10 protein-coding genes are annotated in these 8,232 nt (G+C 71.3%); 4 read left to right on the forward strand and 6 right to left on the reverse strand.

Annotation, left to right across the window (positions count from 1 at the left end):
- The 3 genes from trxA to mmsB form a co-directional block, all read right to left on the reverse strand.
- The coding region (trxA, locus tag AC2W7A_RS06405; RefSeq protein WP_485990622.1) for a thioredoxin at window positions 1-434 on the reverse strand (434 nt) is incomplete at its 3' end.
- A gap of 272 nt (window positions 435-706) precedes the next feature.
- Complete coding sequence (locus AC2W7A_RS06410) at window positions 707-2,176, reverse strand: GntP family permease (RefSeq protein ID WP_485990623.1); 1,470 nt, start codon at window positions 2,174-2,176, stop codon at window positions 707-709.
- Between the two features lie 143 nt (window positions 2,177-2,319).
- Window positions 2,320-3,225: a 3-hydroxyisobutyrate dehydrogenase gene (gene mmsB / locus AC2W7A_RS06415; protein ID WP_485990624.1), complete on the reverse strand. Its 906-nt coding sequence runs from the start codon at window positions 3,223-3,225 to the stop codon at window positions 2,320-2,322.
- A 149-nt stretch (window positions 3,226-3,374) separates the two neighbouring features.
- Here mmsB and AC2W7A_RS06420 point away from each other — a divergent pair, with 149 nt between their 5' ends.
- Window positions 3,375-3,632, forward strand: a complete 258-nt coding sequence (locus AC2W7A_RS06420) for a helix-turn-helix domain-containing protein (RefSeq protein ID WP_485990625.1) — start codon at window positions 3,375-3,377, stop codon at window positions 3,630-3,632.
- Window positions 3,562-4,245, forward strand: a complete 684-nt coding sequence (locus AC2W7A_RS06425; RefSeq protein WP_485990626.1) for a LysR substrate-binding domain-containing protein — start codon at window positions 3,562-3,564, stop codon at window positions 4,243-4,245. The genes AC2W7A_RS06420 and AC2W7A_RS06425 overlap by 71 nt, the downstream gene beginning before the upstream one ends.
- Window positions 4,246-4,344: 99 nt before the next feature.
- Here AC2W7A_RS06425 and AC2W7A_RS06430 read toward each other — a convergent pair whose 3' ends face one another.
- The gene (locus tag AC2W7A_RS06430; protein WP_485990628.1) at window positions 4,345-4,983 is read right to left on the reverse strand and encodes a hypothetical protein; all 639 of its coding nucleotides are present in this window, start codon (window positions 4,981-4,983) and stop codon (window positions 4,345-4,347) included.
- 92 nt (window positions 4,984-5,075) lie between these two features.
- On the reverse strand, window positions 5,076-5,867 hold the full coding sequence (locus AC2W7A_RS06435; RefSeq protein ID WP_485990629.1) for a hypothetical protein: 792 nt from the start codon (window positions 5,865-5,867) through the stop codon (window positions 5,076-5,078).
- Window positions 5,868-6,144: 277 nt separating this feature from the next.
- Between AC2W7A_RS06435 and aroQ the strand changes: the two genes are divergently transcribed.
- Window positions 6,145-6,591 carry a type II 3-dehydroquinate dehydratase gene (gene aroQ / locus AC2W7A_RS06440; protein ID WP_485990630.1) on the forward strand — a complete coding sequence of 149 codons (447 nt, stop codon included), beginning with the start codon at window positions 6,145-6,147 and terminating at the stop codon, window positions 6,589-6,591.
- Between the two features lie 103 nt (window positions 6,592-6,694).
- On the opposite strand, the gene AC2W7A_RS06445 is transcribed toward aroQ, so the two are convergent.
- A complete protein-coding gene (locus AC2W7A_RS06445) occupies window positions 6,695-7,789 on the reverse strand; it encodes a CaiB/BaiF CoA transferase family protein (RefSeq protein ID WP_485990631.1) in 1,095 nt (364 codons plus the stop codon).
- Window positions 7,790-7,993: 204 nt separating this feature from the next.
- Here AC2W7A_RS06445 and AC2W7A_RS06450 point away from each other — a divergent pair.
- Window positions 7,994-8,232 (forward strand): LysR family transcriptional regulator (locus AC2W7A_RS06450; RefSeq protein WP_485990632.1); only part of this gene is annotated, 239 nt, incomplete at its 3' end.

Consider the following 8,232-nt stretch of genomic DNA (forward strand, 5'->3'; position numbering starts at 1 on the left):
GCCTCAGGCCTGCGGCCGCCGCCGGCAGGCTGGCCGCCCTCTGGCTGACCGCCCTGGGCGGCGGCGTCGTTCTTGGCGGCCTGCTCCTCGGCCATGCGGCGGACCTCCTCGATGTCCAGGCCCTTGACCTGCGTCACCAGGTCCTCGAGGGCCGGGGCCGGGAGGGCGCCGGGCTGGGAGAAGACAAGCACGCCACCGCGGAACGCCATGAGGGTCGGGATGGAGGTGATGCCGGCCATCGCGGCGAGCTGCTGCTGGTCCTCGGTGTCCACCTTGGCGAAGGCGACGTCCTCGTGCTGCTCGGAGGCCGCCTCGAAGACCGGGCCGAACTGCTTGCACGGGCCGCACCACTCGGCCCAGAAGTCCACCAGGACGGTGTCGTTCTCGGCGATGGTCTGCTGGAAGGACTCGAGGGTCAGGTCGGTGGTGGCCATGGGTGGGGTTCCTTTCGGAAGGGGTCTCGCCGGCATCCGCCGCTCATGCTCTGCGGTCCGGCGCGTTCTGACAGGCGGCAACAGGGTGTCCCGCCCGCTCTATTCCAAGCCTGGGGCATGGCGACGGCAGATGCACCCGGTTCAGCGCCCGGCGGACTCGGCCGGAGCCTCCGGCCGCCCGTCTCCCCGCTCCTGCCGGACGCCGCACACGGCGACGGGGCACGAGGACGGAACCGGACCGTCGTCGTGCCCCGTGCGCGGAGCGCCGCGGATCAGGCGATGCCGAGGAGGGACACCAGGGCGATCACCACGGCGGTCACGGCCACCGGGATGACCAGGGAGATCATGCCGACGTCCTTGTAGGACTCGCGGTGGGTCATGCCGCAGACCAGCAGCAGGGTGATGACCGCGCCGTTGTGCGGCATCGAGTCCAGACCGCCGGAGGCCATCGCGGTCACACGGTGCATGGCCTCCATGGCGATGCCCTGGTCCGCCGCCATGGTCTTCAGGTCCTCGCCCAAAGCGTTCAGGGCGATCGTCATGCCGCCCGAGGCCGAGCCGGTGATGCCGGCGATGGTGGACGTGGAGATCGCGGAGGCCGCCAGGGCGTTCATGCCCGGGTTGAGGATGCCGCCCTTGATGATGCCGAAGGCCGCGAGGGACGCGATCACGGCGCCGTAGCCCACCTCGGAGGCGGTGGAGAAGATCGGCAGCAGCGAACGCTGGGCACCAAAGATGAACCCGTCCCAGATGTCCTTGAGGTGGCGCAGGTTCATCACGAGGATCACGGCGATCGCGGCGAGCAGCGCGCAGAGCACCGCCCACAGCGCGGTGCGGTCCTGCAGGGTGATGCCGCCGTACTTCTCCTCGGAGAGGAAGCCCCAGTCCAGGGACGGGAAGATCCACATGGTGCAGGCCAGGTTCACGGCGAACACGGCGAGGATCGGCAGCACCGGCAACAGGGCGTTGCGCGGGGCCGGGAGGAGGCGCTCGGAGGCCTCGGAGGTGATCGGCATGGCGCTGCCGTGCGAGTCGTCGCCGTGGCCGCCGCCGCCGGAGGAGGCGCGGGCCGCGGCCTTGCGCTCGATGTCCGAGACGTCGGAGAAGGACTCGCCCGCGGCCACCAGGCGGGTGGCGCGGAACTGCAGCCACAGCCAACCCAGAACGAACATCAGCACGCCGCCGATCACGCCGATCACCGGCCCGGCGAACGTGGACGTGCCGAAGAACTGCCCCGGGATGATGTTCTGGATCTGCGGGGTGCCCGGGATCGCGGTCATCGTGAAGGTCAGGATGCCCACGCCGATCGCGGCGGGGATCAGGCGGCGCGGCAGGTTCGCGGCACGGAACAGCTCCTTGGCCAGCGGGAACATCACGAACACCGCCACGAACACGGAGATGCCGCCGTAGGTCAGGATCGCGCCGGTGATGATCGTGGCGAGGATGGCCTGCTTGGGGCCGAGCCAGCGGGTGATCGCCTGCGCGATCGCCTCCGCGTAGCCGGTGATCGCCATCAGCCGTCCGAAGATCGCGCCGGTGAGGAAGATCGGGAAGTAGTTCTTGATGAAGTTCGCCAGGGCCGGCATGAAGATCTCGGTGTACGTCGCCAGCAGCGGCGCCCCGGAGAACAGCATGGCCAGCAGCGCGCACAGCGGCGCCGCGATGATGATCGATGTCCCTCGGTAGGCCAGCGTGATCAGCAGGACCAGCGAGAGGATGATGCCGAGAAGTCCGATGAGCATGGACGGCCTCTTCTCAGGTTCAGTGGTGGTGGGGGATGGACGCTTTCCGACGACGGCCACTGCCTCCGTACGGGAGGTGCGGGTCCGTCGTCGGAACGGGATGGCCCCTGACGGGGCCCGGGGCTACGGGAGCCCGGCCGGGCTCAGATCTCCTCCTGCGTGCGGCCTGGCGTGACGTACTTTGCGACCAGGGAGCAGTCCTTGTCCCCCAAGCCCTCGTCCGCGAGGCGGTTGAGCTGTTCGCAGGCGAGCGTGGCGGCCTCCAGGTGCAGGCCTGCCTTCTCGCCGGCGGCGAGCGCCAGGGAGACGTCCTTGATGGCGAGGTCCGCGCGGAACGTGGCCTCGAAGTCGTTGTTCGCGGCGGCGGAGTCGATGATCCCGGCCACCGGGTACCAGGTCTGCTGCGGCCAGGAGCGGCCGGAGGAGGCGGAGGCGATCTCCCAGAAGGTCTTCGGGTCCAGGCCGAGGTGCTTGGCCAGCTGCGAGCCCTCCGAGCAGGCCATCTGCGCGATGAACAGCATCATGTTGTTCGCGATCTTCGCGGCGATGCCCGCGGTGGGGCCGCCGGCGTTGAACACCTTGCCGGCCATCGGCTCCACATGCTCCATGGCCTCGGCGACGTCCTTCTCCTCGCCGCCGATCATGAAGGCGAGCGTGCCGGCCGCGGCACCGGAGATGCCGCCGGAGACCGGGGAATCCACGAAGCGGAAGCCGTGCTTCGGTGCCTCGTCATGGCACCACTGGGAAGTCTCGATGTCCACGGTGGAGGAGTCCATCAGGAGGGTGCTCGGACGGGCGGAAGCGAAGACGCCGCCGTCCTGGGTGTAGACCTCGCGGACGTGCTCGCCCTTGGGGAGCATCGTGATGATGACCTCCGCGTCCTTGACGGCCTCGGCGACGGAGCCGGCGGCGGTGACGCCGTGCTCCACGGCGGTCTGCACGGCCTTCTCGGACAGGTCGAAGCCGGTGACGGTGTGACCGGCCTTCACGAGGTTGCCGGCCATCGGGGCGCCCATATTGCCCAGGCCGATCCATGCGAAGTGCGTCATGTTCTCCTCCTCGAGCGCCGCAGGTCGGGCGCGGTGCGGTGTGCTGACTCACGTGTTCCAGATCACACTAGGGCGTGGGTGAGGTGGTGACAATGCAACGGAGGGGCGCGAGATTGCACGCTTGATGTGCATCCGTGCACACTCACGACATGGACAGAGCCACGGCTGCCGCGCACATGGAGGACCTGGTCACCCTGCTCACGGTGACCCGGCTGGGCCGGATCGAGGCCGCGGCCGAGGAGCTCGGCGTGAACCGCACGACCGTGGGACGGCGGGTGCAGGCCCTGGAGAAGGCGCTGGGCGGGCGCGTGCTGCTGCGCGGGCCGCCGGCTCGAGGTGACTCCCCTGGGCCGCCGGGCCCTGGACGTGGCCGAACGCCTGCAGTCCGCCCTGGACGTGCTCTGTGAGGACGAGGACCCGGACCGGCTCCGCGGCGTGGTGCGCGTGGGCGTGCCCGAGGGGTTCGGCGTGCACTTCGCCGCGCCGGCGCTGGGGCGACTGGTGGCCGAGCACCCGGACCTGCGCCTCGAGCTGCGGACCGCCCCGATGCGCTCCCGGCTGCCGCAGGCCGAACTGGACCTCGAGGTGACGATCGGGCGGCCGAGGGCTCCCCGGGCCGCCGCCGCGCACGTGCGGGACTACGCGCTCCGGCTGTTCGCGGCGCCGGAATACCTGGGGCGGCACGGGACGCCGGCGCGGCTGGAGGAGCTGAGCGCGCACCGGCTCGTGTACTACGTGGAGACCGACCTCGTCACCGGCTCCCTCGACCTGGCCAAGGAGGCGCTGCCGGCGATGCGGGCCTCCGTGGCGGCGACCTCCGTCACCGCGCACGTCACCGCGACGGCCGCCGGCGCCGGGATCGGGCTGCTCCCGGACTACCTCGCCGAAGGCGACCGGCGGCTGGTGCCCGTGCTGGCCGAGGAGTTCGCCCACCCCATGGACTACTGGCTGCTCGCCCGCGCCGAGGCCTGGCGGAACCCGGCCGTGCGCGCCGTGCACGAGGCGCTGGTGCGGGTGTGAACGCGCGGCGAGACCCCACCGCAGGGTCCGGTGCGGCATCGAGACGGAGGCGGGCGCCGTCGTCGGGAAGCGCGGCGTGGTGCCGGCGGTGAGGAGGCCTCAGGGGGCGACCGCACCCAGGGGCCGCGCACCGTCCGGGCCGACCGGGGCAGGGGTCTGCGTGGACTCCGGCAGGGGTGCCGGACGACCGGTGTAGACGCCCTCCCCGAGGTCCTCGTAGCCCCCGCCACGGTTGGTCCCGTACTGCGGATCGAGCTCCGAGTGGACCATCCTGTGGCCCTCCAGCATCTCACGGCAGGTGCCCCGCACGACGGTGGAGACCGTGAGGGTCCCCCGACCGTCCTCGTCCAGGAGGACGGTCAACACCAGGTCTGGGTCCTCATGGGCCGCGCTGAGCAGACGGGTGCCGGCGAAGGCCCCCTCATCGCCGACCTCGGCAGGATCCTCCGACGTCCTCCAGCCCTGCGCCTCCACCTGCGCACGCACATGCTCGGCGACCTGCCGGGCGACGCTCTCGTCCGGGACGGCCACCCCCGCATCGGCCACCCAGGACGTCTCGCGGGCGGCCGTCGGGCCGGACGCGGTCTCGCCCTTGCAGGTGAGCTCACGCAGCCGGGTCACCGAGTCGGCCCCCATGGAACGCGCGATGTCCGGGAACACGCGCTCGAGGTACTCGCCGTCGGCGCGGGACGCCTGCTCGGCATCGGCGTTGCCGGCAGAGGACTGGGGGGAGTCCATGGGTTCTCCTTCGGTAGGGGCACAGGCAGAGGTCAGGAGGGAGACGGCCAGCAGGACACCGCCTGCCGCCGCCCGGGCAGGGCGCCGAGCACTCACGGGATCACCTCTTCATAGGGCTTCTCGAACTGCCGGAGGCCGTCCGCCGTCGAGATGTCCGAATGGCGGGCCAGGCCAACGATCTCGATGCCCCCTCCCCGCATGCCGACCAGATGTTCGGCGGGCAGTTCGGGCACCACAGGATCCCCGTCCAGGAACGCCTGGATGTTGGAGCGGGACAGGGAGCCGGGCTCCCAGAGCGCGGAGTGGCCGCCGACAGGACGATCGCCCACCCGCGCCGGGTCCTCCGCCGTGGACTCGGCCACATAGCCGGTCTCCAGCCGGGGGCGTCCATGAGCCTGGTCGAAGGCCGCCAGCTTCAGACCGCCGGTCATGTGCTGGAGGGCCTCGTTGTAGCGGCTGGCGCTGGCGATGGTGGTATAGGTGCCCGGGACGAACGTGGCGGTCACACCGGTCTCCGGGGTGAGCTCACCCTGCATGGTGACGATCTGCCCGTTCCCCGAGGGGTCGACGTGCACCGTGCGGCACGCGGTCGGCGCCGTGGACGCGGGGGCTCCGAATGCCGGAGAACCGGAGACCGCAGAGGTCCCGGCCGCACCGAGGGCCACGTACTGGCCCCATGCATCGAGCAGGCCCGCCTGGTTCTGGTCCAGTTCCACCCCCTCCATGAGCCATTCCCGTTCGGCGCGTGTCCGGGCACTGGGGTCGACGACCTGCGGCGAGTAGGCCTTCGGATGCCCCCACTCGCTGACACCGATGTCCTCGTACACCGGAATGCGCTCCTCCCAGGTCTGCTGGCCGTCGCGCTCCCGCTGACGATCGGTCACATCCTCGAGCTCCCGCGGAGCCGACCCTGCGACATGCTCTGCGTCATGGCGGCGTCATACGGCCCGCGGTTCCCCTATTTTCCTGCCTGAGCCGACGACCTGCCCGCGGTCAAGTGACGGGGGTCCGCATCCCAGTCGCCGGCCGGGCGAGCATGGTCGCCGGCAGGGCGGGGACGTGGTCGCCGGCCGGGCGGGCGTGCACCCGTCCGCGGGAGGCGCGGTCCGCGCCGAGGTGCCGCAGGGAGACTCCCGATGGTCAACAACTAGGCTGGGCCGCATGAGCGCCTCTTCGCTGCTGGTCCTGAACGGCCCCAACCTGAACCTGCTCGGCACGCGCCAGCCGGAGACCTACGGCACCGCCACACTGGCGGACGTGGAGCAGCTCGCCGCGCAGACCGCCGAGCGGTTCGGCATGAGCGTGGAGTGCCGACAGTCCAACCACGAGGGCCAGCTCATCGACTGGATCCACGAGGCCCGCGGGAGGCACGCCGGGATCGTGCTCAACCCGGGGGCCTACAGCCACACCTCCGTGGCGATCCGCGACGCCATCAGCTCCGTGGAGCTGCCCGTGGTGGAGGTGCACCTGAGCAACATCCACGCCCGCGAGCCGTTCCGCCACCACTCCTACGTGTCTGCGGTGGCCGCGGCCGTGCTGTGCGGGACCGGCGTGCAGGGGTACGCCTACGCCGTGGAGCACCTGGCCCGGCTGGCCGGGAAGGGCTGAGGCCGACGGGGGAGGCGGCGTCGGCCGCCTCAGTGCGTGTGGCCGCGACCCTCGAGCCAGGCGAGCACCGCCTCGCGGTCCTCGTCCAGCCGCGGCGGGGCCTTCACATGCCGGGCCGGGGTACGCGAGTAGTCCACGGGATGGCGCACGGTCGCGCGCCGCCGGCGTCCGCCACGGGGCCCAGGCCCAGCTTCTCTGCGTACGCGATCCCCTCGTCCACACCGAGGATGGGGGCGCACGGCACCCCGACCTCCACGAGGTCGTCCTGCCAGGCCTGTGCGTCCCGTTCGGCAAGACGCTCCACCATGCGGCGGCGCAGCTCATCGCGGTGCTCGTTGCGGGCGGACATGGTGGCGAACCGCTCGTCCTGGGCCAGCTCCGGGGCGCCGAGCACCTCGGCCAGGCGGGCGAACTGGCAGTCGTTGCCGACGCAGATGATCAGGTCCGTGTCCCGGCACGCGAAGGGGCCGTAGGGGTAGAGGCTGGGATGGTCGTTGCCCATGCGACGCGGCACCGCCCCGCCTGCCACGTAGGCCGAGGTCTGGTTGACCAGGCCGGACAGCGCGGTCATGAAGAGGTTGAGCTCCACGTGTTGACCCTGGCCGGAGCGGTCCCGCTCGCGCAGGGCCGCGAGGATCGCCAGGGCGCAGTGCAGGCCGGTCATCACGTCCATCATCGCGACGCCGCCCTTCTGCGGCGGGCCGTCCTCCTCGCCGGTCAGGGACATGAACCCGGAGACGCCCTGGATGAGCATGTCGTAGCCGGGCAGGTGTGCGCCGCCGGCCGTGCCGAAGCCGGTGATGGAGGCGTGCACCAGGTGCGGCCAGCGCTCCGCCACGGACTCCGCGTCCAGGCCGTACTGCGCCAGGCCGCCGGGCTTGAAGTTCTCCACCAGCACGTCGGCCTCGCCCACGATCCGGTGCACCGTCTCCAGCTGCTCCGGGTCCTTCATGTCCAGGGCGATCGAGTGCTTGTTGCGGTTCGCGGCCATGAAGTAGGTGGCCATGTCCACGTGCACGGGCGGGCGCCAGGTGCGAGTGTCGTCGCCGGCCGGGGACTCCACCTTGATCACGGTGGCGCCCAGGTCCGCGAGCAGCATGGTGCAGTACGGGCCCGCGAGCACGCGGGACAGGTCCGCCACCACGACCCCGGCGAGCGGTCCCTGGCCGTCCCCGTCGAGTCCGGTCGTGTCGGTCATGGTGAGCCTCCTGAACTGCTGGCGGTTCCTTCGGTCCAGCAGACCACCGGCCGCGCGTCACGTCCAATAGCCGATCCGCACCGATTGTTACCCTGAGCGCATAGATCAGCGGCCTTGCACCGGTCAGGCGGGAACGCGGGACGGACCTGGCACGTGGAGTGAGCGTCGGCACCGCCCCACCCGCACCCACCGAAGGAGCACCCCATGGACGTCCGCGAGGCCCACGCGTTCCTGGCCGTGGCCGAGGAGCTGCACTTCGGGCGGGCGGCGGAGCGCCTGCACATCGCGCAACCGCCGCTGTCCCGCACCATCCGGAACCTGGAGCGGCACTACGGGACCGCCCTGTTCGACCGCACCACCCGCACCGTCTCCCTCACCCCGGCCGCCGCGCGCTCGTCCCCGCCGCCGGCCGTCTTCGTCCTCGGCATGCTCGGCGCCGCCCT

It is taken from the genome of Micrococcus sp. LASM2_SD2 (assembly GCF_057364565.1).